Origin of the sequence: Curtobacterium oceanosedimentum, from assembly GCF_020297365.1 — a bacterium.
Lineage (GTDB): Bacteria > Actinomycetota > Actinomycetes > Actinomycetales > Microbacteriaceae > Curtobacterium.
In genome coordinates this window covers 46,582-68,805 of sequence record NZ_JAIXIG010000016.1, presented here as the reverse complement: position 1 = coordinate 68,805, position 22,224 = coordinate 46,582, and the positions used below count along the sequence as shown (strand labels likewise).

Here is a 22,224-nt window from a genome sequence, read left to right as displayed (position 1 = left end):
ACACCGGCAAACCAGTTCGTTCGCTGAACTAATGAGGTAGGCTGACGACCGATGCCCGACGTCACCGACCTCCGGATCGCGGTGAACCGGTTGTCCCGGACGCTCCGTGCGCAGACGGCCGACTCGAGCGTCACCGACGCCCAGTTCTCCGCCCTCGCCCGGCTGCACCGCGACGGTGCCATGACCCTGGCCGACCTGAGCCGGCAGGACGGCGTCACCCCGCCGTCGATGACGAAGACGGTCGCGGTCCTGCTCGAGCGCGGGCTCGTCTCGAAGTGCGAGCACGGCGACGACCGCCGCAAGGTGCTCATCGGCGCCACCCCGGCCGGAGCGGCCTTCGTCGAGGAGACCCGGCGCCGCCGGGACGACTGGCTCACCCCGCGGCTCGCCGCCCTGACCGCCGACGAACGGACCACGCTCGCCGACGCGACCGGGATCCTGAGGAGGCTCGCCCAGCAGTGACCGCCATGTTCCGCTCCCTCGCCGGCCGCAACTACCGGATCTGGTTCGCCGGCGCCCTGGTGTCCAACGTCGGCACCTGGATGCAGCGCACCGCCCAGGACTGGATCGTCCTGACGCAGCTCTCCGACGACGACGCCGTCGCGGTCGGCGTCACCATGGCGCTGCAGTTCGGGCCGCAGCTGCTGCTCCTGCCGCTCACCGGCCTGGTCGCCGATCGGTTCGACCGCCGCCGGACGCTCATGGTCACGCAGGGTCTCATGGGACTGCTCGGTCTCGGCCTGGGCGTCATGGTGCTCACCCACACCGCGACGCTCCTGTCGCTCTACGGCTTCGCCCTCGCACTTGGGGTGGTCGCCGCCTTCGACGCCCCGGTCCGCCAGGCGTTCGTCTCCGACGTGGTGCAGGGCGACGACGTCGCGAACGCGGTGGCCCTCAACTCCGCGTCGTTCAACGCGGCGCGGCTCATCGGACCCGCCGTCGCCGGGGTGCTCATCGCGGCGATCGGCTCCGGGTGGGTGTTCGTGATCAACGCCGGGTCGTTCCTGGCCGTCCTGCTCGCGCTCCGTTCCGTCGACCCCGAGCGGCTCGCCGAACGGGTCCGGGCCGGCCGCGGCAGGGGGCAGGTCATCGCGGGCTTCCGGTACGTCCGGACCCGCCCGGACATCATCGTGGTGCTCTGCATGGTCTTCGTCGTCGGCACGTTCGGCGTGAACTTCCCGATCTTCACCTCGACGATGGCGCGGGTCGAGTTCCACCAGGGCGCCGGCGAGTTCGGCCTGCTCAATTCCGTGATGGCGATCGGTTCGGTGCTCGGGGCCCTGCTCTCCGCCCGGCGGGAACGCCCCCGGATGCGCACCCTGGTGGCCGCCGCCGGCGCGTTCGGGCTCGCCTGCACGGCCGCCGCGCTCGCCCCGACCTACTGGACCTTCGCGGTCGTCCTCGTGTTCGTCGGCCTGGCCTCGCTCACCTTCATGACCACCGCGAACGCCCTGGTGCAGACCACGACCGCGCCCGCGATGCGCGGCCGGGTGATGGCGCTGTACATGGCGATCTTCGCCGGCGGCACCCCGATCGGCGCCCCGCTCGTCGGAGCGGTCGCCGACGCCTCCGGCCCCCGCTGGGCGATCGTCGTCGGCGCCGCCTCGGGCTTCGTCGCGCTCGCCATCGCGCTCGTGTGGCTGGTCCGGCACGAACGACTGCGGCTGCGGTACGACGCCGACGCACCCCTGCACCTCGCGGTCACGCACGCGGTGCCGGTGGTCGGCGGTCGCGCCGCGCTCCGCCGCGAGCTGCACCGCGACGAAACGCTGGCCGACCGGTCCAGCGGCGTCTGACGGTCACCGTCCCACCCACCGGACAGGAGGCGCGACACCACGCCGCCACGGGCCTCCCGTCCGTCCCCGCCACCGCCCAGGGCGGACCGGTCGCGTCAGAGCACGGGGGCGGCGGTGGAGAAGACGCGCTCGTCGAGCGCCGACGCGACGCGGTCGGCGGCGGCCGCGACGCGGTCGCCGACCGCGCCGACCGCGCCGAGCGCCTCCTCACGGGGCAGCGCGTCGAGCGCGGCGCGCACCTCGGCGAAGTCGCCGACCTCGTCCGCGACGCAGGCCGGAGCGACGTCCGCCAGGCACTCGGCGGCGCGGTGCACGGTGTACCGCAGCGACCGTGGGCTGTGCTCGTCGAGGAGCAGGAACGCCGCGGCGTCCGCCGGGACCGGTGCGTGGTCGCGACCGCGCAGGAACGCCTCGCCCGCGCCACAGGCCCGGAGCGCCGCGCTCCACGACGTCACCACGTCGGGTTCGAGCAACCGCGACGCCAGGAGCCGGGCCGTCGAGGCGCAGCGGGTCAGTGCACGGCCGAGCGCGAAGAACTCCCACACCTCATCGCGACTGGCGTCACCCTCGACCACGCCGATGGCCAGGGCGCTGCGCTCCCGCGCCCACCCGAGGAACTCGTGCGCGCGGTCCGGCGCGATCTTGCGCGGCATCCGCGACCGGGTGACGTCGAGGCAGTCCCAGAGCTCGCTCGACACGACCTCGCGGGCACGGCGGGCGTGGTCTCGGGCGACGCCCACCGCCGCGGCGATCGAGGCCGGCTCGTGCCGGTCGAGTGCCAGGGCGTCGATCGTCGCGGTGCGGTCGGCGTCGCGCGCCGGTCCGGCCGTCCCGACCACGCTGCGGAGTTCCGCGGCGACCAGCCGGTCGTCGTCGACGGTGCCGGGTTCGCGGCGGGCGACGTAGACGTCCAGCAGCCGGGCGACGACGTCGGTGCGCTCGACCGCGCTCCCCACGTGGAAGACGTTCCCCGCCAGGCGACTCAGCACGGCTGCTCCTGCATGCCGTGAACCTAACGAGCCGGCGTTGCCGCGGTGTTACGGAACCGCGTCACGGGTGTTGCGGTGTCCTGACTCCGCACTCGCTAGACAATCTAACTAGAGCGTCTAGCATTGATCCCATGACGTCCGAGGTGATGACCAGCACCGCGGGGTACTGGTACGAGGACCCGGCGGTCTCCGCCATGGACGTCCTCAACGCCCTCCGGCGCTACCGCGCGGCCGAGAGTGCCGCACAGCGTCGCGCTCGCGAGGCGCTCGGCATCGGCGAGAACGCACTCCTCGCACTGCGCGTCCTGATCGAGGCCGGACACGAGGACCGCACCGTCAACGCGAAGGACCTGGCCGAGCGACTCGAGATCACCGCGGCGTCGACGTCCGCGCTCGTCGACCGGCTCGTCCGCAGCGGGCACGTCGAGCGACACCCCGACCCCTCCGACCGCCGCGGCGTCATCCTGACCGCCACCGGCAGGTCGATGCGGCACGCACTGCGCGTCATCGAGGAACTCGACACCCGAGCGCTCGAGGTCACCGAACACCTGCCGGCCGACGACATGGCGGTGGTCGTGGAGTTCCTCGACGAGATGGTCCGGGTCGTGGACGACGTCGACGTGCACCCGGACGAGTCACCCGGCGCGTAGCCTGGCCCCCATGGACCCTCGCGGCACACACCACCCCGAGGACGACATGCCCTTCGCCGAACTCGACTCCCGGGCACGTGCCGACGCCGCGCTCCGTCGCATCCAGGGTGGTGCCGACCCCGCTCGCGAGGCCTTCGAGCTCGCGAACACGATGAACGACGAGACCGTGGGGCGACTCACGAAGCGCCTGCGTCGGCTGTTCCGCCGCGACTGAGGGCCGACCACCCGTCAGAAGGCGGTGCCCACCGCCGCGATGTCGTCGGCACCGTGGCCCGCGGCGCTGGCGTCGGCGTAGACCCGGTCGAGTGCCTCGAGCAGGGTCGTCGAGACGCCGGCAGTCCGAGCGGCGTCGGTGATGAGCCCGATGTCCTTGCGCAACCCGTCGAGCGCGAACTGCGCGGGGAACGTGCGCGCGATCATCGCCGCGCCCTTCGTGTGGGCGTAGGCGGAGTCACTCGCGCTCCCCTCGATGGCCTGCAGGAAGAGGTCGGGATCCAGGCCGAGCGCCGCCGCGATGGCGAGGGACTGGCCGGTGGCGGCGGTGATCGAGGCGATCCAGGCGTTCGCCGCGAGCTTCAGGGCCGTGCCGTCACCGACGTGGTCGCCCGCGCGCACGGTCTTCGCGCCGACGGCGTCGAGCACCGGCGTGACGCGGTCCAGCAGCTCGCCCGGTCCGGCCGCGAGCATCGTCGGCTTCCCCTGCTCGGCGGGGGCCTTCGTACCGAGCATCATCGCCTCGACCAGCGTGATGCCGTGCTGCTCGGCGAGCTGGACGACGGTGGCGGTGCCGTCGACCCCGATCGTGGAGGCCTGCACCCACACGCTGTCGCTCGGCGCCGCACCGGCGGCCCGCTCGAGCACGTCGACCACCGCGTCGGTGTCGAACAGGGTGAGCAGGACCACCTCGGCGCGCTCGACGGCGTCGGCCGGACTGGTGGCGACGGTCGCGCCGCGGTCGGCGAGCGGCGCGGCCCGGTCGGCGCTCCGGTTCCAGACGGTGACCTCGTGCCCCTCGCGCAGCAGTGACCCCGCCACTCCGGCACCCATCGCACCCGTCCCCAACACCGTGACCCGCACGTCTGCTCCGTCCCGCCGCGACACCGTGCCGTGGCGCCCTCGACGCTACGCCGGACGGCGCGGTCGACGCCCGGCCCCGGTCCGGGGCTGCTGCGGGCGGCGGGCTGCCGCGGGTACCGGGGCCGTCGGGGCGCCGGGGCTGCTGCGTCGGCTCAGGCGCGGGTGTTCAGAGGAGTCCGCGCCCCCGCAGCCATGCGGCGGGATCGACGGGCACGCCGGCGACGACGACCTCGAAGTGCAGGTGGGGCCCGGTCGAGACGCCGGTGTCACCGACCGCCCCGATGCCCTGCCCGGCCGCGACGACCTGGCCGGGCCGGACGGCGATGACGGACAGGTGTCCGTACCGGGTCTGGACACCGTCGGCATGCTGCACGAGCACCTGGTTGCCGTACCCGCCGAGCGGTCCGGCCGAGACGACCCGACCGGGCAACGACGCGACGACGGGCGTACCGGCGGACGCGGCGAAGTCGATGCCCCGGTGGTCCGACGAGCACGCGGCGCACCCGGCCACGCGACGCGGTCCGAAGCCGCCGGCATCGGGCACCGGACCGACGGTGGGTCGTGCGGCGGTGGCGGCCGACCCGGGGTGCGGCGCTCCGAGCGCTCGGGCACCGGCGCCGACCGTGAAGCCGTCACGGTGGACCGCGGTGCGACCCGTGCCCTCGGCCACGAAGGACTGCGACCCGGTCGGCTGCGACGCCGACACGGACGGGGCGGCGACGGCGGACTGCGGTGACGCCACCGACACGACGAGGCAGGTGACGACCGAGGCGGCCGCGGTCGGCAGGGTCCGGAGCGCCGGCCCGCGGAAGAACGAGACGTGCTCGCGGGGGTGGCGCCCGGCGGCCGGTGCCACTGCGACGGACGGATCCGGAGTGGCGGGAGCCGGGTGGTCGGAGCCGGGGTGGTGGGAGCCGGGGTGACGGGAGGGGACACCGCCACCCCGGCGGCTCGGTGAGCGTCGCGTCGCGCTCCGTGTCGTGCACGGCGCTGCGAGGACGCTGCTGATCGGTTCGCGGACCGCCGCTCGGCGCCGCGGGGGCGCAACGTCGGAGCGTCTGCGATGGGGTGCATCGTGCGCGCGACCGCCCGGTCAGGCGCGGACGACGCCGTCGCGGGCGATGCGGTCGAGCTCCTCGACCACGGCGTCGACGACCGCGCGGGTGATGGCGTCGGCGACGGTCTCGACGAGCTCGCGGTGCTCGGGTCGGACGGCGAGCCCGGCCGCGCCGGCCGCGGCGACACGCACCGGGATGTCGTCGATGGCCGCGACGAGTGCGGCGGGGACGAGGGCGGAGTCACCGGAGCGGACGGGTGCCGTCATCGGTGAGGTGGGGGCGGGGGTGTCGACGGCGCGCGCCGGCGCAGCGGTGGCGTCGCCCCGCTCGCGGCGCTGGGCGATGGAGTCGAAGAGCGGGGTGGAGGACATGCTGCTGACCGTCCGATCTGGGTTCGGGGTGCGGGACGTTCTCGGGCGTCCCGCGCGGGAGGGGTGCCGGCGGCACGCCCTCATTCAACCACCGGTATTCCAGATGTGCAATAGTGCGTGTCGGCTCGTCAGTCCGGGTCGACGGCCGCCGCGGTCGGGTCGTCCGGCTGGAGCACGCGACGGACGCGCTCGACGATCGTGGCCGCGGGCGGGTTGTTGTAGGCGTTGGCCGGCTCCTGCCCGCTGAGCTCCTGGATCGCCGCCATCACCGCGTCGGTCGCGTGTCGGCGCGCTCGGCCGGACGACGCCTCGCCGAAGCCGGACAGGTCGAGCGGCGTGCCGAACTCGATGGTCACCCGGGCGAGCTTCGGGAAGCGCGAGCCCACGGGCTGCACGTCCTCGGTGCCGGTCAGGGCGACGGGCACGACGGGAGCGCCGCTCGTCAGCGCGAGCCAGGCGACACCCGTGCGGCCCTTGTAGATCCGTCCGTCGAGGGACCGCGTGCCCTCGGGGTAGATGGCGAAGGCCTCGCCGGCCTGCAGTCGAGCCAGTCCGAGGTCGAGGGCCTGCTGGGCGGCGGACCCGGCACCGCGTTCGACGCCGATGGCACCGATGCCGCCGAAGAACGCCCGGGACACCGCGCCGCGGAACCCCGTTCCCGTGAAGTACTCCTGCTTCGCCAGGAACGACACCTTGCGCGGGGCCATCAGCGTGATCGCCGGCGAGTCGATGAACGAGCGGTGGTTGCTCGCCAGGATCACCGGGCCGCGCTTCGGCACGTTCCGCCGCCCGACGATCTTCGGACGCCACAGCAACCGGGCGAGCGGGGTCACCACGGCGCGGCTCAGCGCGGTGGTGAACTTCGTCGAACCGGACACCGGACCTCCTCGTGGTGGCGAGCTTCCGAGTGTAATCAGGCGCCGGACGACTGCATGCCGCTGACGGCATGCAGCAGGAGACGCGGTCAGTCGGCCTGCGCGACCACGTCGAGCACCGCGCGGCCGTAGCGTTCGAGCTTCGCGGCACCCACCCCGGAGATCTCGCCGAGCTGGTCGACGTCTGCTGGTCGGACGGCGGCGATGCCCCGCAGTGTCGCGTCGTTGAACACCACGTACGCGGGGACGCCCTGCTCGCGGGCCTCGGCCGCACGCCAGGCGCGCAGGGACTCGAACAGGCCGACGGCTTCCTGCGGCATGTCGGTGACCACGGTGCGTCGGCTGCTGCGTCCGGCCCGCGGTGCCTTGACCGGGTCCCGCCGCATGCGCACCTGCACGGTGCCCTTGAGGACGTCGGCGCTGGTGGGACTGAGGACGACCGTGCCGAAGCCGTCGCCCGAGACCGCCGCGTAGCCCTGGGCGAGGACCTGCCGGGCGACCGCGCGCCACTCCCCCTCGGACAGCTCGGTGCCGATGCCGAAGGTCGCCAGCGTGTCGTGCTGCAGCTCCTGCACGCGGGGCGAGCGCTTGCCGATCAGGATGTCGACGAGGTGCGAGACGCCGTACCGCTGGCCGCGCTCACGGTCGAGCCGGACGACGGTGGACAGGAACTTCTGCGCGGGCACGGTGCCGTCCCACGACTCCGGCGGCGCGATGCAGGTGTCGCAGTTGCCGCACGCGGTGCTCTCCTGCCCGAAGTACGCGAGCAGGCGGACGCGGCGGCACTCGATCGTCTCGCACAGGCTGAGCATGGCGTCGAGGTGGGCGCTGAGCTGCCGACGGTGTGCGGCGTCGCCCTCGGACTGGTCGATCATCCGGCGCTGCTGCACGACGTCGTTGAGCCCGTACGCCAACCAGGCCGTGGAGGGCAGCCCGTCACGACCGGCGCGACCGGTCTCCTGGTAGTAGCCCTCGACCGACTTCGGCAGGTCCAGGTGGGCCACGAACCGCACGTCGGGCTTGTCGATGCCCATGCCGAACGCGATCGTCGCGACCATCACCACGCCGTCCTCGCGCAGGAACCTCGACTGGTTGCGGGCACGCACCCGGGCGTCGAGACCCGCGTGGTAGGGCAGGGCGTCGATCCCCTGCTCGGCCAGCGCGGTCGCGGTGCGCTCGACCGAGTTGCGGGACAGGCAGTAGACGATGCCGGCGTCACCGCTGTGCTCGGTGCGGATGAAGGTGAGCAGCTGCTGCAGCGCGCCGGTCTTCGGCTCGATGCGGTACTGGATGTTCGGCCGGTCGAAGTCGGCGACGAAGTGCGCGGCGTCGTCGAGGCCGAGCCGGGCGGAGATCTCGCGGTGGGTCTGCGGCGTCGCGGTGGCGGTCAGCGCGATGCGCGGCACGGTGGGCCAGCGCTCGTGCAGGATGCTCAGCTCGAGGTAGTCCGGCCGGAAGTCGTGGCCCCACTGGGCGACGCAGTGTGCCTCGTCGATGGCGAACAGTGCGACCCGCGCGCGGTCCAGCAGCGCCCGGGTGCTCTCGAGCCGCAGGCGCTCCGGCGCGAGGTAGAGCATGTCGACCTCGCCCTGCACGATCGCGCGCTCGACCCGGGCGCGCTCGTCCGGGCCCTGCGTGGAGTTGAGGAAGGCGGCGCGCACGCCGTTCGCCGCGAGGGCGTCGACCTGGTCCTGCATGAGGGCGATGAGCGGTGACACGACCACCCCGACGCCGTCGCGCACGAGGGCGGGCACCTGGTAGCACAGTGACTTGCCACCGCCGGTGGGCATGAGCACGAGGGCGTCACCACCGCCGACCACCTGGTCGATGATGGACGCCTGCTCGCCGCGGAAGGCGTCGTACCCCCACACCCGGTGCAGCACGTCGAGCGCGGCAGCACGGGGTGCGGACACGGCAGCGCGAGCAGACACGACGGCGGGCGCGGGCGTGGTGCTCATGCCACGAGCCTACGGGCGACCGGCGACACCCACCGAACCGTCCACAGCCGGGGCTAGCGCGCCTCGCCGGGGTCGGCGCCGTCCGTGCCGGGCTCGGCGCCGTCCGTGCCGGGCTCGGCACGGTGGTCGGAGCGGGCCACGTCGTCGGCGCGGGCCGGCGTGGTCGCCCAGCCCGTGCCTCCCGGGCGGGTCCAGCGGACGCCGCCCGCCCAGGCCGGGACCACACCGCGGAACCGAGGTGCCTCGTGCCCGGCGAACCGGCGGTCCAGCCCCCGCCACCACGCCAGGAACTCGACCATGGCCCAGAACGCGAGCGACGTGCCGAGCGTGACCAGCCAGCCCTGCCACGTGCCGTTCGCGTCGGACGAGGTCAGGTCGATCCGCGACCAGCCGGGCGCCTGCAGCACGAAGATCATGATGTTGTTGAAGGCGTGCTGCAGGACCGTGGCCTCGAGCCCGCCGGTCCGGAGGACGATGATCGCCGCGATCAGGCCGAACGAGCCGACGTCGAGGATGCCCCAGACGTTGTAGCCGTTCGGGATGTGCAGCACCGCGAACACGACCGTCGAGACCACCACGGCGATGATCGTGCCGGTGCGACGCGGGATCCACGACGCGATCGTCTGCATCAGGAACCCACGGAAGATGTACTCCTCGGCCGCGCCCTGGAACGGGACGAGCAGCACCACGAGGACGATCGTCAGGGTCAGCGTGCCGAGGGAGACGGTCGACTGGCCGATCACGTCGTGGTTCCAGGCCAGGCCCCCGTCGACGGTGAGCATGCCGCTCCCCTGCCACCAGAACATGAACGCGGCGATGACGAGCGTCGGCAGCAGGCACCACGCCGTCCAGGCCCAGCGCACCCGGAAGCGCGTCGACGACAGGATGCCCGCCGGTCCGACGCGCGCGATCTTGACGGCGAGCAGGATGCCCGGCAGCAGGACCACGAGCGACACGAGCGACATCGACAGCAGGACGGGGTCCGTCGGGTCGAGCGCACCGCGTGCCAGGTCGTTCTGCAGCTCGACGAGCCCCTCGGCGCCCTGTGCCCGGAGGATCGGCACGAAGTACGCGATCGCGATGACGATCTGCGACACGAGGTACCACCCCGCCAGGAACGCGACGGCGACGAGCGGCCGCCACCACCTCCAGCGCGCGTCGATCCGGGGCAGGCGCTGGTAGGGAACACTCACGCGACGCAGGCTACCGGGCCGGGCAGGATGGGAGCCGTGCTCACCGTCCTGTTCGGCCTGTCCGGCGCGGTCGTCTACGGGTTCGCGGACTTCCTCGGCGGGCTCGCGTCGCGCCGGGTCCGACCGGTCACCGTCGCCGCGGTGGCGGCGGCCGTCGGCATCGTGCCGCTGCTGGTCGGACTCGCGGTGCTCGGCGGTGTGCCCTCGTGGACCGGCACGCTGTGGGGTGCGGTCGCCGGGGTCTCCGGCGGGATCGGCGTGCTCCTGCTCTACGCGGCGCTCGCGATCGGCCCGATGAGCGTGCTCTCCCCCGTCACCGCCGTCTTCGCCGCCGTGGTGCCGGTCGTCGTCGCGCTGCTCCGCGGCACGGTGCTGTCCCCGCTGGCGACGGGCGCGCTGGTCGTGGCGGTCGTCGCCGTGGTGCTGGTCGCGGTCGTGCGGGACGCCTCGGGCGCGCGGCTCACCGCACGCGGGGTCGTCGCCGCTGCCGTCGCGGGGTGCGGCTTCGGCGGGATCGTGCTCGCGTACGACATGACGCCGGGCGGCTCGGGCATCGCCCCGCTGGTGGTCGCGCGGGTGCTGCAGGCGGTGCTGCTGGGTGCGGCGGCCCTCGTCGTCGTGCTCCGGACGGGAGGCCCGGTGTCCGGCCCGACGTCGGCCCGCCCCGACGGGGTTGCCGCGGCTCCCGGGCGTCGGTCGGGTCGCGCACGGAGCCTGCGGCTGCTGGTCACGGTGGCCGCGTGCGGCGTCCTCGACGCGATGGCGAACGTGTGCATCCAGGCGGCCCTGCACAGCGGCGACGACCCCGCGACCCTGCCCGTCGTGAGCGTCCTGAACGCGCTGTACCCGATCGGCACCGTGGTGCTGGCCGGGATCGTGCTGCGGGAGCGGTTGACCGGGCAGCAGTGGACCGGCATCGTGCTGGCCTTCGTCGCGTCGGTGACCCTGGCGCTCGTGTGATCGAGAGCCGTGGCTGCGGGCGTCAGGCGTCGGGGATGAGCCGCTTGCCGAGCGACACCGTGTCGTCGTCGGTGTAGCCGAGCGACTCGTAGAACCCGATCACCCGCTCGTTGCCGGCCCGCACCTGCAGGTTCAGCTTCGGGCAGCCGAGGGCGGTCAGGCGTCGTTCGAACTCCGCCATCATCAGCCGGCCCAGCCCGGACCCCTGCAGCTCCGGCTGCACCGCCAGGTAGTTCACCCAGCCGCGGTGCCCGTCGTACCCGGCCATGCCCGCGCCGACGACTGCGTCCGTCCCGACCGCCCCGGCGACCAGGAACAGGTCGGGTTGCACCGTGCGCTTGCGGGCGATGTCGCGCCGCGGGTCGTTCCACGGGCGGACCAGGCCGCACCGTTCCCAGAGGGCGACGACGGCGTCGGTGTCCTCGCTGCGGAAGGGTCGGGTCCAGAACTCCATGCGCACCACGCTAACGGGGGTGGGGAGAACGTCGTCACCGTCCCGTCGACGTGGTCTGATAGACCTGTCCGACCAGCCAGACGATCAGGAGCCCCGTGACCGCACACGACAGCGTCCCGACGCGCCGCAGCGCACGTGCCGACGCCGCCGGATCGCGATCGCGTCGCGCTCCCCGTCGACGGCAGACCGTGGGCGGTGCCCTGGTGTCGCTCCTGGCCGAGCTGCTCATCATCGCCGGCGCCGGCACCGGGCTGTACGTCGTGTGGACCGCGTGGTGGACCGACGTGGTCGCGGTCAACGAGCAGACGAAGCTGGTGGACGGGCTCGACCGGATCACCCCGCCCGACACCGACGGCACCGAGCACCGCGGCACCGCTCCCGTGCTCGACGAGCCGCCGGGCACGTCGACCGTGTTCGGCTCGATGCAGATCCCCCGCTTCGGTGCCGACTACGACCGCCCCATCGGCGAGGGCACCGACCGCGAGCAGGTGCTCAACACGATCGGGCTCGGCCACTACCGGGACACCGCGATGCCCGGCGCCCCCGGCAACTTCGCCGTCGCTGGGCACCGGGTGACCTACGGCAAGCCGCTCAACCAGATCGCGGAGCTGCAGGAGGGCGACCCGGTCGTGGTCCGGATCACGGACGCGAAGACGAAGTTCGACGTCTGGTACGTCTACCGGGTCACCGACAGCCAGATCGTCACGCCCGACAAGATCGAGACGATCGCGCCGGTGCCGAACGAGCCCGGCGTCGAACCCACCGCGAAGGACCGCTGGCTGACCCTCACCGCCTGCCACCCGATGTGGTCCGCCGCGGAACGCTTCGTGACGCACGCGAAGCTCGACTACTGGATGCCCGCGTCCGAGGGCACCCCCAAGGAACTCTCGGAGACCGCCAAGTGATCTTCCCCCTGGTCTGGCGTCTGCTGCCCGGTCCCACCGCGCTCAAGGTGCTCGAGCTGCTCGTGCTCCTGGCCGCCGTCGTCTTCGTGCTGTTCCAGTGGGTCTTCCCGTGGATCGCGGCCGACATCCTGCCGCCGCCCGACGGCACGGTGGAGTCGACGCCGACCTCGTAGGCCCGGTCTCCGGTCGGCCGGGCGCGACGACGTCCGCGCTCAGACCGTCGTCGTGACGCGCGAGCCGCCCGACGCGGTCCGCCGCACGGCGATCCGCTCGGGGATCCGCTGCTTGAGCTCCTCGACGTGGCTGACGATGCCGACCTGTCGGCCACCGGCGGTCAGACGGGACAACTGCCCGATCACGTCGTCCAGCGTCTCCGGGTCGAGGGTGCCGAAGCCCTCGTCGACGAAGAGCGTGCCGAGCGAGACGCCGCCCGCCTCGGCCTGCACGACGTCGGCCAGGCCGAGCGCCAGGCACAGCGACACGGTGAAGGTCTCGCCGCCGGACAGGCTGCGGGGGTCTCGGACGGTGTCGGTCGTGTGGTCGTGCACGGCGAGCGCCAGACCCGTCCGCCGCGCCCGCGAGCCGGACTCGCGCTCGTCGGAGGTCTCGAGCGTGAAGCGACCGGCGAGCATGCCGCGCAACCGGTCGTTCGCCGCGGCGACGACGTCCTCGAAGCGGCGCATGAGCACGTAGGTGCCGAGGGTGATGCCCGTGGGGTTGACCGATCCCACGCCGTTCGCGACGTCGGCGAGGCGGACGATCGCGCGGCTGCGTGCCGAGGTCTCCTGCCGGGCACGGACGGTGCGGTCGACCTCGGCCGCGCACTGCTCCACGGCCTCGGCGCGGTGCGCTGCGGTCACCGCGAGTCGGGTGGCCTCGTCGAGCGCGGCGGCCGTGCGGACCCGATCGGCCTGCGCCGCCGGCAGGTCGAGCTGCTCCGCGTCGTCGCCGGCCGCCGCGACCACCGCCGGGTCGTCGAGCCCCGCCTGCACGACGGCCCGCTCGGCCTCGGCCGTGCTGATCCGTGCACGGAGCCCGGCGACCACGTCCGCCTCGAGCACGCCGGCCCGGGCCGCTGCGACGTCGGTGAAGCCCTGCTCGTCGAGGACGCGGTCGACCTCGGCGCGCCGCTCGTCACGGGCACGCGCTGCCGCCGTCGCCCGGTCGTCCGCCTCGGCGACGGCGCGGTGGACGGTCAGCCGCTCGTCGAGGGCCTCGACAGCGGCACGGAGCGAGGTCGGGCGGTCGTCGAGCTGCGCGGCGAGCCGGTCCACGGCGTCGTGCACCGTCCGGAGGTCGGCGTCGAGCCGCTCGGCATCGGACACCGCCGACGAGGCGAGCACGGTGCGCCGAGCGTCGAGGTCGTTCCGGTCACGCTCGAGGGCCCGGGTGGCGGCGTCGTGCTCGGACCGCTGCCGTTCGAGCCGCAGGACGAGTGCGGCGGCGTCGTGCGCGGCACGGACCCGGTCGTCGGCTGCGGCGGCCATGGCCTCGAGGGCAGGGGCGTCGAGGTCGCCGATGACGCCCACCAGCCGCTCGTGCTCGGCACGCTCGACCGCCAGGTCCGTGGCGGCGTCGGCGAGGTCCTGGTCGGCCCGTCGGCTGGCGTCGGCGGCGGCCTCGACCGCGTCGATGGAGGGGTGGTCGTCCTGGGGGGTCGCCACCGACGGGTGGGACGTCGCACCGCACACCGGGCACGGGTCGCCCGGCCCGAGGGCGGCGCCGAGTTCCCCGGCCAGCCCGGCGATGCGACGCTCGCGCAGCGACCGTTCGGTCTCGAGTGCCCGGGTCGCGACGTGCCGGGCACCGGCCACGGCACGCTCCGCGACGACGACGCGCTCCGCCGATCGGTCGCGGGCGACGAGGTCGGCGCGGAGCGACTGCACGCGACGGACCTCGTGCGCCGCGGCGTCGGTATCGGCCGCCGTGACCGATGCGGCGCGGGCGTCCTCGACGATGCGGGCCCGCTCGGTCGGTCGGGCCTCCAGGGCGGCATCGAGCAGGCCGAGGTCGGCGGTCAGTCGCTCGGCGGTCGCCGTGGCCTCGGCGACGGCGGCGCGGCGGGCGGCGGCGCCGTCCTCGACCGCGACCAGGTGCCGCACGGCGGACAGGTCGTCGGCCAGGGTGTCCCGACGCCGGAGCACCTCGGCCGCGTCGACGCCGACCAGGCCGTGCCCGCGACGGAGGTCGGCGGCGGCCGACGAGGTGGTGTCGACGCGGGCGGCGGCGGCGTCGAGGCCGTCGGCCACCACGGCGACGCGGGCGGCGCGCTCGGCCGTCGCGACCGCGGTCCGCGCGGCCTCGATCGCCGGTGCGTCCGCGTCGAGGGCGGCCCGTCGCTGCAGCAGCACCGCCCGTCGTTCGCGTGCGGCGGCCCGGGTGGTCACCGACCGCTCGTGCTCGGCGGCGGCGGTGGCGACGGCCGCGGCGGTCGCGCGGTCGACCCCGGCGGCGTCGGCGTCGGCACGGACCGACGCCACCGTGGGCGGGACGACGAGCTCGTCGGCGTCCGGGAGCCCTGCGGCCTGCGCGAAGCGGGCCAGGGCGTCCCGCACGCGGTCGTCCGCACCGTCCACCTCGGCCTGCACCGCCCGGCGTCGTGCGGCGAGTTCGTCGGCGGTGCGGTCGTAGACCTGGGTGCCGAACAGCGACTGCAGGAGCTTGCGGCGGTCCTCGCCCGGCGAGCGCAGGAACCGGGCGAACTCGCCCTGGGGCAGCACCACGGTCTGCAGGAACTGCGCGCGGTCGAGGCCCACGATCCGGGCGATCTCGACACCGACCTCGGGGATACGGGACGACAGCGGCTCGCCGACGGCGTCGGTCGGCGACGCCAGGCGGAACAGCTGCGCGGACGCCTGCTGCTTCACCGTGCCGGTCCCCCGCTGCTTGGGCCGGTCGTACTGCGGGGTGCGTCGGACCCGGTACGTGCCCGCACCGGTCTCGAACACGAGGTCGACGAACGGCTCGACGGCCGGGTCGGCGTGCTGGCTGTGCAGGCGGTCGGAGCTGGCGTCGGCCCCCGCCAGGCCGCCGTACAGCGCGAACACGACGGCGTCGATGATGGTCGACTTGCCGGACCCGGTCGGCCCCTCGAGCAGGAACACCCCTGACGCGGCGAGCGCGGCGAAGTCGATGGTGACGAGCTCGGGGTAGGGCCCGATCGCGCGGAGCTCGAGTCGGTGCAGGTACATCAGCGGTCCCCGTCGCGCTGCAGGGCGAGCGCAGCGGCCTCGTACGCCTCGGTCAGGACGGACCGTTCGTCGTCGTCAGGTGCGCCACCGGTGGCGAAGGCGACGAAGTCGGCCGCGACCTCGACCGGGTCGGACGTCGCCGTCACGGCACGCGCCGCGGTCGTCGCGGGTCGGTCGGCGGGTTCGTGCGTGATCGCGAGGGCGTGCGGGAAGTGGTCCTTCACGCGGGCGTACATGCGCTCGGGGTGCACGGTGTCGGTCACCGCGACCCGCACCCACGCGTCGGCATCGGCGCGGAACGCCCCCGACTCGACGTCGTCGATGCTGCCGCGGACGTCGACGAGGCGGCGCGGCACCGGTGCGGGCACGAGTTCGACGGCGACCGTGCCGGCGGCGTCGAGGTCGACGAGGGTCACGGACTTGCGCTGGTGGCGTTCCCCGAACGAGAACGCGAGCGGCGACCCCGCGTAGCGCACGCGGTCGTCGGTGCCGACGCGCTGCGGCCCGTGCAGGTGCCCGAGCGCGACGTAGTCGAAGCCCGCGAAGACGGACTCCGCCACACGGTCGACCCCGCCGACGCGGATGTCCTGCTCGCTGTCGGTCGGGTCGGCGCCGCCGACGAAGGCGTGTGCGACGACGATGCTCCTGGTGCCGGGTCGCTCGTCGAGGTCAGCTCGGATGCGGTCGGTCGCCGCCTGGACCACCGCGTGGTGGGAACGCGCGAGGGGTTCGTCCGGCACGGCCGCGAGGGCGTGCCGGGTGAGGTCCGGGTGCAGGTACGGGATGCCGTACACCGCGACCGGACCGTCGGGGTCGTCGACGAGCACCGGTTCGCCGACGTGCAGCGGTTCCGTGAGGATGCGCACACGACGGCCCATCACCCCGGCACCGAAGCCGAGCCGTGCCGCCGAGTCGTGGTTGCCGGGCGTGAGCACGACCGTGGTGGTCTCGGCGAGCCGTTCGAGCACGAGGGACAGCATCCGGACGGCGTCGACCGGCGGGATCGCCCGGTCGTACACGTCGCCCGCGACGACGACCAGGTCGACGCCACGGTCGCGCACGAGGTCGACGAGCCAGTCCAGGAACGCCGCCTGGTGCTCGAGGAGGTCCGCACCGAGCAGCGTGCGGCCGAGGTGCCAGTCGCCGGTGTGCAGGATGCGCATGCGGCAACGGTAACGGCGGCCGCGGACATCCCCGGACACCCCGCGGCCGCCTGTGGAGGACTCAGGCGGTCACACAGCTCGCCGAGGCCAGGCCCAGCACCGAGGTGACCCGGATCTTGACCGTCGGCGTGCTCGTGGCGGTCCAGGTGTTGCCGAGGTTCGTGCGGAGGTTCAGCGTGTAGGTCGTCCCGAGGTTCAGGAGCCCGGCGCCGCCGTAGACCATGGAGCGGGCTCCGGGGGTCGTCGTCGTCGCCACCTGCGTCGTGCCGTTCATCAGGTCGAACGACGCTGGGACGGTCACGTTGTCGTAGGTCCAGGCGATCGTGACCGTGTTCGTGCCGGCCTGCGTGCACGTCAGGGTGGGGACGCCCGTCGCGGTGCCGGCGGTGAGGGTCGAGGGCCGTGCGACCGTGGTGCGTGACCACGGTGCCGCGTCGGCCTGCCCGGGCAGCAGGACGCCGGCCGCCGCGGCGAGGACGAGCACCGCGGCGCCCCCGCCGACGCGGCGCAGTCGGCGGACGCGACGCGCACGCCGACGGAGCCCGCGCCGGGTGAGGGCCGTGGGGACGGACGAGGTGCGCTCCGTGGCGGGGGTGGGCGGCGCCTCCTGGCCGTCGTCCGCACCACCGGCCGGACCGGCACCGGCGTCGTCGTCGGTGCCGTCGGTCTCGGTGTCCACGAGCCGCCGGAGCGACCCGTCGATCGTGCAGAGCGCGAGGACGGCCGTCAGGCCGAGGGCGAGCGCGACGAGCGGCGCCCACTGCCCCTGGCGGATCCAGACCACCGGCGTCCCGACGAACGGGATGCGCAGGAAGCCGATCCCGTGCACCGCCGAGCGCTCGAGCGGGGTGGAGTCCTGCTGCGGATTGGCGTCGCCCTTGGTCATCAGGGTGCCGCCGGGGCCGTCGTCCACGTACCGGTGCATGCGCAGGTGCCCCGGCTGGTCCGGGTCGTCGGCGAGCAGGATCTTGCCCGTGGTGATCTCGCCCGAGCCCACCGGACGTGAGACGACCACGTCGCCGGGGGTGATCCTCGGCTCCATCGACCCGGTCATCACGGTGGTGGGCTGCCAGCCGATCACCGCGGGTGCCGCCGCCCACAGTGCGAGGCCGAGCAGCGTCGCCACGACGCCCCGGGCGAGCGTGGCGACGACGACGCGCCCCCAGTCGACGGCGTCACGGACCGCGGCGTGCGGTGTGGGACCACCGTGCACTGCGAAGCTGCTCATGACTGCCTTCGACCAGGGGCGCGTTGCGGATCGGGACCGGACGGGACGGGTCGTCCCGTGCCCGGATCAGCTGTTCTGGGCCTCCCAGGTGAGGCCGAGGGATGCGGTGCCGCCCTGCACCGTGTTCGGGGCGGTGCTCGGGACGGTGTAGGTCACGCGGTAGACGCGCGACTCGGAGGCGGAACCGGTCGGGGCCCACGTGCCGACGCCGGAGGCGAAGTCGGTGGAGGCCGAGCCGAAGCCGGCGACGGTGCCGCTGTAGAGCGTGCCGCTGCTGGCGGCGGGGGTGAAGCCGGCGCAGGTGCCGAAGCCGCCGCCGGTGCCCTGCTCGACGGTGAGGGTGACGTTGGCGGCGAGGTCCTTGGTGGTCGACGCGTTGGTGCCGTACAGCTTGACGGTGGAGGGCAGCGAGCCGGTCGACGTCACGGTGATGCAGTTCGAGCCGGTCGAGCCGGGCTTCAGGCCGGTCGCGGTGAACAGCGCGGTGTTGTTGTCGTCGTCGGACAGGGCGACGCTGCCGGCGGTCCAGTTGCTCGTGGGGTTGACGGTGGTGGCGGAGAAGGCCGAGTACGAGGCCGTCGAGACGACGGCTCCGGAGGCGACGAGCGCGGCGGGGATGGCGATCCAGGCAGCGAGACGGGCAGCACGAGGGGTGACACGAGACATGGGTGTACTCCGTGAGGAAGAGATCTGATCGGTGGTCCGGCCGGGCCCGCGATGGTTGGTCGCGCTACGTGCCGAGGTGGTACGACGATCAAGCTACTTCGCCGTCGAGTGACCCACAAGATCGAGGACACCCCCCGTGTTGGGGGTATCTCAATCATTAAGATACTTGTTGACTGAAGTTCCCACCCCCACAGCGAGATGAGCACCCATGACGGACACCGACCAGGTCGTCCTGCCCGAGCACGGGCCCGCCGTCCCGCCCGCTCGGCTGGACACCGGCACACCCCCGGCACCGGTGTCGCCCGACGTCCCGGACCCCGAGGGCGACCTGCCCCGACTGCTCACCGCGTTCCGGGTGCTGCAGATGCAGCACGCCCGGGTCCTGCAGCACGAGAGCGCCACCCGCGGGTTGCACGCCACCGACACCCGGTTCGTGTTCCTCCTCCACTCCACCGGTGGTGCCGGGGTGACCCCGAAGCAGGCCGGCGAGTACCTCGAGCTCACCACGGGCGCGATGACGTCGCTGATCGACCGACTCGAGCGGCACGGGCACCTCGAACGCCGCCCGAACCCCGACGACCGGCGGAGCGTGCTCCTGCACCTCACGCCGTCGGGCAGCGCGGTCGCCCGGGAGATCGGCCAGGTCTACGCGGACGCCTTCCGGCAGGTCGTCGCGCCGGCGGACCGAGCCGTCGTCGCAGCCGCGTTCGAGGGGTTCGGCGACGCCCTGGACCGGCACCACAGCAGCGTCACCGGGTGACGACGGGTGTCGTGGCCCGCGCGTAGCGTGAGCGCCATGACCCCCTCAGAACTCCTCACCGAAGCGTTCTCCCGCATCCCCGAGACGGTCGAGCGGGCCGTCGACGGCCTGTCCGAGGACCAGCTCGCGGCACGACCGGCCACCGGGGCGAACACGCTGGCCTGGCTCGCGTGGCACATCGCCCGCGGGCAGGACGCCCAGATCGCGGACCTCGCCGGGTCCGAGCAGGTGTGGACCGCCGACGGCTGGTACGACCGGTTCGGCCTGCCGTTCCCGGCCGAGGCGCTCGGGTACGGCATGTCCCGTGAGGACGTCGGCCGGGTGCGCGCGTCGGCCGAGCTGCTCACCGGGTACCTGCGCGCGGTGCACGAGCGCACGGTCGCGTACCTCGGCACGCTCGGCCCGGAGGACCTCGACCCCGTCGTCGACGACGCGTGGGACCCGCCCGTGACGGCGGGCGCGCGGCTCGTCAGCATCCTCGACGACTGCACGCAGCACGCCGGCCAGGCCGGCTTCGTGCGCGGGCTGCTGTTCTTCAACCGATGACGCGCGCTCGCGCTGTCGCTTCGTGAGCAGGGATGGTCGGGTCGTCTCGATCCACCCGACCGTTCCTGCTCACCGTGTGACGGACGGGAGGCCCGGTACCAGCTGGTACCAGGCCTCCCGTCCGTCGTGCGGTCGCGACTACCGCGCGGCGAGCTCCGACACGATGCCGTCACCGGGTGCGGCCTGCACCAGGTCCGCCTCGATCTCCGCGCGCTCGAGGATGCCCTCGATCTTGCGGATGCGGCCGCGCGGGACGATCGTCACGACCGTGCCCTCCTTGCCGGCACGACCGGTGCGGCCGGAGCGGTGCATGTACGCCTTGTAGTCGTCCGGGGCGTCTGCCTGCACGACGAGCGAGACGTCGTCGACGTGGATGCCGCGGGCGGCGACGTCGGTGGCGACGAGCACGTTCACCCGGCCGCTGGTGAGCAGCTGCAGGTTGCGCGTGCGGCGCGACTGGTTCAGGTCACCGTGCAGCGAGGTCGCGCGGATGCCGGCGTCCTCGAACTGGTCTGCCAGGCGCTCGGCGTAGGCACGGGTCCGGGCGAAGACGATGGTCTTGCCGTCGCCGGCGACCAGCTCCTCGAGGACACGGTCCTTCTCGCGCTGCTCGACCACGAGCACACGGTGGTCGATGGTCGAGGACGCCTGGTCCTCCCCCGCGACCTCGTGCACGCTCGGCTCGTGCAGGAACTCCTCGACGAGCGCCGCGACCTGGGTGTCGAGCGTCGCGCTGAACAGGAGCTTCTGCGCGCGGTTGCCCTGCGGCGTGACCTCGGCCGTGGCGGAGAGGATCTCCTGCACCGGCTCGAGGAACCCGAGGTCGCACATGTGGTCGGCCTCGTCGAGCACGGAGATGATGACCTCGCTGAGGTCGAGCTTCCCCTTGTTCATCAGGTCCTGCACCCGACCGGGGGTGCCGACGATGATGTCGACGCCGCGCTCGAGCGCACCCTCCTGCCGGCCGTAGGGCACGCCGCCGTAGATCTGCGTCGTGAACAGGCCGACCGAGCGGGCGATGGGCTGCACGGTGCGGTCGATCTGCAGCGCGAGCTCACGGGTCGGCGCGAGGATGAGCGCACGCGGCGCGCGGCCCATCTTGCGCTTCGTGCCACCGCCGTGCTCCATGAGCTTCTCGACCAGGGGTGCGCCGAACGCGATGGTCTTGCCGGAGCCGGTGCGGCCGCGGCCGAGGACGTCCTTGCCCGCGAGCACGTCGGGGATCGTCGCCGCCTGGATCGGGAACGGGCTGCTGGCGCCGAGCTCCTGCAGCGCACGGGAGATGTTGCCGCCGATGCCGAGGTCGCCGAAGGTCACGCCCTCGACGTCGGCCGCGATCGTGGCCTCGGCCTGGAGCTTCTCGAGCTTGACGTCGTCGGCGGGCACGAAGGCCGTGCGCTCGGAGCGGGCCTCGCGCTCGGGGTCGCGGCGCGGGGCGCGGTCGTCGCGGTCGAACGAGCGACGCGGGGCACGGTCGTCACGGTCGAAGCGACGCGGAGCGCGGTCATCGCGGTCGAACGAGCGCCGCGGCGCACGGTCGTCACGGTCGAACCGACGCGGACGGTCGTCGTTGTCACGACGCGGAGCACGGTCATCACGGTCGAACCGACGCGGGGCACGGTCGTCTCGGTCGAACCGACGCGGACGGTCGTCGTTGTCACGACGCGGAGCACGGTCGTCACGGTCGAACCGACGCGGGGCACGGTCGTCACGGTCGAACCGACGCGGACGGTCGTCGTTGTCACGACGCGGAGCACGGTCGTCACGGTCGAACCGACGCGGGGCACGGTCGTCACGGTCGAACCGACGCGGACGGTCGTCGTTGTCACGACGGGGCGCGCGGTCGTCACGGTTGGAGCTGCGCGGCGCGCGGTCGTCACGGTCGAACCGGCGCGGGGCACGGTCGTCGCGGTTGAAGCCGCGACCACCACGGTCGTCGCGCTCGGGGCGCCGCTGGCCGCTGTCGCGGGGCTCCCAGTTCGGACGGGCCGGACGCTCGCCCTGGGCCGAGCGGCCGCGACGCTCCTCGGCGTCCCAGCGCTGCTTCTGGCGCGGCTGCGACGGCTCGGCAGCGCGGAACCCGCGGTGCTTGCTGGACCGGGCGGCAGGGGTGCCGTTCGGGTGACGGACACGGTCGGAGGCGCGGTTGTCCGCGCCGCCCTTGTTGTACGGGGCCATGGCTACTTTCTCGGGTGCGCAACGTACCGCAGCGCCCGACAGCGACATCGGCGGGGGCTGCTTGCGGAGAGGGGGTTCATCCCGTCGCGAGTCGACGTGATTCCAGCCCTCGAGCAACACACACCCAGCAGAATTCCGTGATCACAGTGTCACGGCGTCGAAGGCCGACCGATGGAGTCTACGCGAGCACCGGCCCTGATGCCAGC

Annotated in this window: 22 protein-coding genes; 9 read left to right on the top strand and 13 right to left on the bottom strand. The window is 73.5% G+C overall.

The annotated features are described in order from the left end of the window. Positions 1-51 precede the first annotated feature (51 nt). Together LEL83_RS09100 and LEL83_RS09095 are read left to right on the top strand one after the other, a co-directional pair. The gene (locus LEL83_RS09100; protein WP_225558572.1) at positions 52-462 is read left to right on the top strand and encodes a MarR family winged helix-turn-helix transcriptional regulator; all 411 of its coding nucleotides are present in this window, start codon (positions 52-54) and stop codon (positions 460-462) included. Beyond that, positions 459-1,796 carry an MFS transporter gene (locus LEL83_RS09095; RefSeq protein ID WP_372454451.1) on the top strand — a complete coding sequence of 446 codons (1,338 nt, stop codon included), beginning with the start codon at positions 459-461 and terminating at the stop codon, positions 1,794-1,796. Before LEL83_RS09100 ends, LEL83_RS09095 begins: the two co-directional genes overlap by 4 nt. A 95-nt stretch (positions 1,797-1,891) precedes the next feature. Here LEL83_RS09095 and LEL83_RS09090 read toward each other — a convergent pair whose 3' ends face one another. Beyond that, a complete protein-coding gene (locus LEL83_RS09090; RefSeq protein WP_225558571.1) occupies positions 1,892-2,785 on the bottom strand; it encodes an alpha-E domain-containing protein in 894 nt (297 codons plus the stop codon). Between the two features lie 131 nt (positions 2,786-2,916). On the opposite strand from LEL83_RS09090, the gene LEL83_RS09085 reads away from it, so the two are divergent. Beyond that, positions 2,917-3,435, top strand: a complete 519-nt coding sequence (locus LEL83_RS09085; RefSeq protein WP_198657718.1) for a MarR family winged helix-turn-helix transcriptional regulator — start codon at positions 2,917-2,919, stop codon at positions 3,433-3,435. 10 nt (positions 3,436-3,445) lie between these two features. Next, entirely contained in the window at positions 3,446-3,649 is a 204-nt protein-coding gene (locus LEL83_RS09080; RefSeq protein ID WP_198657717.1) for a hypothetical protein, read from the top strand. 14 nt (positions 3,650-3,663) lie between these two features. On the opposite strand, the gene LEL83_RS09075 is transcribed toward LEL83_RS09080, so the two are convergent. The 6 genes from LEL83_RS09075 to LEL83_RS16225 all read right to left on the bottom strand — a co-directional run bounded on the left by LEL83_RS09075 (position 3,664) and on the right by LEL83_RS16225 (position 9,967). Continuing rightward, complete coding sequence (locus LEL83_RS09075; RefSeq protein WP_225558570.1) at positions 3,664-4,512, bottom strand: NAD(P)-dependent oxidoreductase; 849 nt, start codon at positions 4,510-4,512, stop codon at positions 3,664-3,666. 166 nt (positions 4,513-4,678) lie between these two features. Next, positions 4,679-5,368, bottom strand: a complete 690-nt coding sequence (locus LEL83_RS09070; RefSeq protein WP_225558569.1) for a M23 family metallopeptidase — start codon at positions 5,366-5,368, stop codon at positions 4,679-4,681. A 237-nt stretch (positions 5,369-5,605) separates the two neighbouring features. Beyond that, a complete protein-coding gene (locus tag LEL83_RS09065) occupies positions 5,606-5,941 on the bottom strand; it encodes a hypothetical protein (protein WP_225558568.1) in 336 nt (111 codons plus the stop codon). Positions 5,942-6,069: 128 nt separating this feature from the next. Beyond that, positions 6,070-6,819, bottom strand: a complete 750-nt coding sequence (locus LEL83_RS09060) for a lysophospholipid acyltransferase family protein (protein WP_198657713.1) — start codon at positions 6,817-6,819, stop codon at positions 6,070-6,072. 86 nt (positions 6,820-6,905) lie between these two features. Next, complete coding sequence (gene recQ / locus LEL83_RS09055) at positions 6,906-8,774, bottom strand: DNA helicase RecQ (RefSeq protein WP_225558567.1); 1,869 nt, start codon at positions 8,772-8,774, stop codon at positions 6,906-6,908. Between the two features lie 53 nt (positions 8,775-8,827). Then, the gene (locus LEL83_RS16225) at positions 8,828-9,967 is read right to left on the bottom strand and encodes a CPBP family intramembrane glutamic endopeptidase (protein ID WP_225558566.1); all 1,140 of its coding nucleotides are present in this window, start codon (positions 9,965-9,967) and stop codon (positions 8,828-8,830) included. 36 nt (positions 9,968-10,003) lie between these two features. Between LEL83_RS16225 and LEL83_RS09045 the strand changes: the two genes are divergently transcribed. After that, a complete protein-coding gene (locus LEL83_RS09045) occupies positions 10,004-10,927 on the top strand; it encodes an EamA family transporter (protein WP_225558565.1) in 924 nt (307 codons plus the stop codon). A 22-nt stretch (positions 10,928-10,949) separates the two neighbouring features. Here LEL83_RS09045 and LEL83_RS09040 read toward each other — a convergent pair whose 3' ends face one another. Further along, positions 10,950-11,381, bottom strand: a complete 432-nt coding sequence (locus tag LEL83_RS09040) for a GNAT family acetyltransferase (RefSeq protein WP_225558564.1) — start codon at positions 11,379-11,381, stop codon at positions 10,950-10,952. Between the two features lie 95 nt (positions 11,382-11,476). Between LEL83_RS09040 and LEL83_RS09035 the strand changes: the two genes are divergently transcribed. Both LEL83_RS09035 and LEL83_RS09030 read left to right on the top strand, forming a co-directional pair. Continuing rightward, a complete protein-coding gene (locus tag LEL83_RS09035; RefSeq protein ID WP_225558563.1) occupies positions 11,477-12,286 on the top strand; it encodes a class E sortase in 810 nt (269 codons plus the stop codon). Beyond that, positions 12,283-12,459 (top strand): hypothetical protein, encoded by a 177-nt coding sequence (locus LEL83_RS09030; protein WP_198658804.1) that lies wholly within the window; start codon positions 12,283-12,285, stop codon positions 12,457-12,459. The genes LEL83_RS09035 and LEL83_RS09030 overlap by 4 nt, the downstream gene beginning before the upstream one ends. Before the next feature lie 39 nt (positions 12,460-12,498). Here the strand turns inward: LEL83_RS09030 and LEL83_RS09025 are convergent, their stop codons facing one another. From LEL83_RS09025 to LEL83_RS09010, 4 genes are all read right to left on the bottom strand, one after another. Then, positions 12,499-15,477 (bottom strand): AAA family ATPase, encoded by a 2,979-nt coding sequence (locus LEL83_RS09025; protein WP_225558562.1) that lies wholly within the window; start codon positions 15,475-15,477, stop codon positions 12,499-12,501. Continuing rightward, positions 15,477-16,640 carry a metallophosphoesterase family protein gene (locus LEL83_RS09020; RefSeq protein ID WP_225558561.1) on the bottom strand — a complete coding sequence of 388 codons (1,164 nt, stop codon included), beginning with the start codon at positions 16,638-16,640 and terminating at the stop codon, positions 15,477-15,479. Before LEL83_RS09020 ends, LEL83_RS09025 begins: the two co-directional genes overlap by 1 nt. Before the next feature lie 61 nt (positions 16,641-16,701). Then, the gene (locus LEL83_RS09015) at positions 16,702-17,868 is read right to left on the bottom strand and encodes a S24/S26 family peptidase (RefSeq protein ID WP_225558560.1); all 1,167 of its coding nucleotides are present in this window, start codon (positions 17,866-17,868) and stop codon (positions 16,702-16,704) included. A 66-nt stretch (positions 17,869-17,934) separates the two neighbouring features. Then, the gene (locus LEL83_RS09010; protein ID WP_198657705.1) at positions 17,935-18,534 is read right to left on the bottom strand and encodes a hypothetical protein; all 600 of its coding nucleotides are present in this window, start codon (positions 18,532-18,534) and stop codon (positions 17,935-17,937) included. Between the two features lie 208 nt (positions 18,535-18,742). On the opposite strand from LEL83_RS09010, the gene LEL83_RS09005 reads away from it, so the two are divergent. Then, complete coding sequence (locus tag LEL83_RS09005) at positions 18,743-19,294, top strand: MarR family winged helix-turn-helix transcriptional regulator (protein WP_225558559.1); 552 nt, start codon at positions 18,743-18,745, stop codon at positions 19,292-19,294. A gap of 36 nt (positions 19,295-19,330) precedes the next feature. Then, positions 19,331-19,840, top strand: coding sequence for a mycothiol transferase (locus tag LEL83_RS09000; protein ID WP_225558558.1), 510 nt, complete (start codon positions 19,331-19,333; stop codon positions 19,838-19,840). A 138-nt stretch (positions 19,841-19,978) separates the two neighbouring features. Here the strand turns inward: LEL83_RS09000 and LEL83_RS08995 are convergent, their stop codons facing one another. Next, positions 19,979-22,018, bottom strand: a complete 2,040-nt coding sequence (locus tag LEL83_RS08995) for a DEAD/DEAH box helicase (protein WP_225558557.1) — start codon at positions 22,016-22,018, stop codon at positions 19,979-19,981. Between the last annotated feature and the right edge of the window lie 206 nt (positions 22,019-22,224).

What these genes read in the sequence shown, in the direction of transcription:
- LEL83_RS09100 (WP_225558572.1), top strand. Translation starts at nt 52, where the DNA reads ATGCCCGACGTCACCGACCTCCGGATCGCGGTGAACCGGTTGTCCCGG.
- LEL83_RS09085 (WP_198657718.1), top strand. Translation starts at nt 2,917, where the DNA reads ATGACGTCCGAGGTGATGACCAGCACCGCGGGGTACTGGTACGAGGAC.
- LEL83_RS09080 (WP_198657717.1), top strand. Translation starts at nt 3,446, where the DNA reads ATGGACCCTCGCGGCACACACCACCCCGAGGACGACATGCCCTTCGCC.
- LEL83_RS09065 (WP_225558568.1), bottom strand. Translation starts at nt 5,941, where the DNA reads ATGTCCTCCACCCCGCTCTTCGACTCCATCGCCCAGCGCCGCGAGCGG.
- recQ (WP_225558567.1), bottom strand. Translation starts at nt 8,774, where the DNA reads ATGAGCACCACGCCCGCGCCCGCCGTCGTGTCTGCTCGCGCTGCCGTG.
- LEL83_RS09040 (WP_225558564.1), bottom strand. Translation starts at nt 11,381, where the DNA reads ATGGAGTTCTGGACCCGACCCTTCCGCAGCGAGGACACCGACGCCGTC.
- LEL83_RS09025 (WP_225558562.1), bottom strand. Translation starts at nt 15,477, where the DNA reads ATGTACCTGCACCGACTCGAGCTCCGCGCGATCGGGCCCTACCCCGAG.
- LEL83_RS09020 (WP_225558561.1), bottom strand. Translation starts at nt 16,640, where the DNA reads ATGCGCATCCTGCACACCGGCGACTGGCACCTCGGCCGCACGCTGCTC.
- LEL83_RS09015 (WP_225558560.1), bottom strand. Translation starts at nt 17,868, where the DNA reads ATGAGCAGCTTCGCAGTGCACGGTGGTCCCACACCGCACGCCGCGGTC.
- LEL83_RS09010 (WP_198657705.1), bottom strand. Translation starts at nt 18,534, where the DNA reads ATGTCTCGTGTCACCCCTCGTGCTGCCCGTCTCGCTGCCTGGATCGCC.
- LEL83_RS09005 (WP_225558559.1), top strand. Translation starts at nt 18,743, where the DNA reads ATGACGGACACCGACCAGGTCGTCCTGCCCGAGCACGGGCCCGCCGTC.
- LEL83_RS09000 (WP_225558558.1), top strand. Translation starts at nt 19,331, where the DNA reads ATGACCCCCTCAGAACTCCTCACCGAAGCGTTCTCCCGCATCCCCGAG.
- LEL83_RS08995 (WP_225558557.1), bottom strand. Translation starts at nt 22,018, where the DNA reads ATGGCCCCGTACAACAAGGGCGGCGCGGACAACCGCGCCTCCGACCGT.